At 64.2% G+C, this 1,895-nt stretch carries 1 protein-coding gene; it reads right to left on the bottom strand.

All coding sequences use genetic code 11. The annotated features are described in order from the left end of the window. Positions 1 to 77 precede the first annotated feature (77 nt). Complete coding sequence (locus E2L08_RS16755; RefSeq protein WP_133398224.1) at positions 78 to 1,724, bottom strand: IS1634 family transposase; 1,647 nt, start codon at positions 1,722 to 1,724, stop codon at positions 78 to 80. Between the last annotated feature and the right edge of the window lie 171 nt (positions 1,725 to 1,895).

Below are 1,895 nucleotides of genomic sequence, written 5' to 3'. Positions count from 1 at the left end.
CCGGAGTTCGACAGTTAATCCGATAAGCGATTGATATTGTTGACGCGGGTCAAGCGTTTTTGTGACGACATCGAGCGTCAGGCGGGTTTCGGGAGGTTCAATGCATCGAAGAGGTCGAGTTGTTCGGGGGTTGCTTTGCTGGTGCCTTCGTAGGTGCGTTGGCCGATATGGGCGGTATGCTTCTGGATGCGGGCGAGCAGGTCGAGGGCGGTGCGCGGGCTGGTGGCCTGCCCCTTGGCCTTTAGCCGCATGCGCATGATGCGATACAGAAACAGGGCCAGAAAGCAGATCAGGGCATGCGCGCGGATGCGGTCGGGAAGCCGATGGTGCACGGGCGCGATCTCGATGTCGGATTTCAGGACCCGAAAGCCCCGCTCGATGTCGGCAAGAGCTTTGTAGCGCGTGACGGTGTCGGCCGGCGTCAGGTCGGGGGCGTTGGTGATCAGGGCGAGTTTGCCGTCGAACAGTTCGGCCCGGGCGACGGCGTCTTCGTCGACCGACCAGCTGAACCTGTCCGCATCGAGATCGGCCTTGAGAAAGCGCGTCATCTCCGCCTCGGCGACCGCTCGGGTGAACCGGCTGTAGGCGCCACGGTCCGAGGCGCGTCGTCCCTTTTGCGTTTGTCCGGCATCCTGGGCGTCGAGCTTGCCGACCATCTTCTCGGCCATGGCCTCGAGCTCGGCGAGGCGGGCGCGGCGGCGGTTGCCCTGCTCAGCGGCGCGCAGGGGATCGTGGGCGACGATCAGCCGGTGGCCGGCGAAGGCGCTTTCCGCGAGACCGTCGTCGTCGAAGACGAGGCTCTGGAAGGTCTCTACCAGCTCGGCGTAGCGCCGAGCCGGGACGGCGAGGATGAACTCCAGCTGCCGATCCCCTTGATCCGCCAAGGCGGTCAGCTCGCCGATGTTATCGAGGCTGAGCAGCCCGCGGTCGGCGACCAGGATCACCCGCTGGATCGGGAACCGTTCGAGCACCGTCGCCAGCATGGCCCGCAGCGTCTTCGTCTCGGCGACGTTGCCGGGGTGGACGGTGTGCATGAGCGGCAGGCCCTCGGCGGTCTGCACCACGCCGAGCACGAACTGGCGGGCGATCCCGCCGATCTCCTTGTTCATGCCGAACGCGCGAATGTCCTCCGCGACGTGTCCCTCCCCGTGGATCCGCACGGTCGTCAGATCGTAGAACACGATCTCCAGATCGCGGTCGACCAATGGGCGGATCTGCTTGGCGAGGGCGCTCTCGACGGCGTCGGTATGGTCCATCAACGCATCCATGGCGCGCAGCAGATGCTGATGCGTGACGGTTTTGGGCATCGCCGGCATCGCGACAGTTTCCAGCCATCGCAGGCAGCCCAGTTTGCTGGCCGGGTCGCACAAGCGGTTGAAGACCATCGCGCGGATCAGCGCCTCGGCGTCGAACCCGCGGCGCGAGGACCGGAGTGCCCGTTTCAGGGCGGTATCGATCCCGAGGTCCCGCCAAAGTTCGTGAAGCGCGAAGACGTCGCCGAAGCTGAGCCCCGCCTCCTGGACGACTTCGGAAAACGTGTTCTCGACGCGCCCGACGGCCCGGTTCAGTCCGTTGATCAGCGGGTCTACGCGCTCTGGCGTGATCTGATCAAGGCGCCCGAGGTTGGCCACGACCCGGGTCCGCACCTTGCCGCTCTCGTTTCGGAAGGACTCGACCAGTTGGAGATACTGCCGTCCGCCGGTTTTCGTGATGCGCGTATACATTATGTGGCGACGATAGTCGCCCTTTCACCCACACTCAATGTGTTAATGCGTTATGACGTGTGACGACAAAATCCGCGCGGATTGCACCTTGCGCTCAGCCTAACTCATTGATTCTTCGTCTTGGCCGATGCGCAGCAGCCGAAAATCACCCCCGGAAGTGTCGAACTTCCG

The organism is Palleronia sediminis, from assembly GCF_004358695.1.
GTDB lineage: Bacteria > Pseudomonadota > Alphaproteobacteria > Rhodobacterales > Rhodobacteraceae > Palleronia > Palleronia sediminis.
The sequence above is the reverse complement of the archived record's forward strand: the minus strand, read 5'-3'. Positions and strand labels throughout refer to the sequence as shown.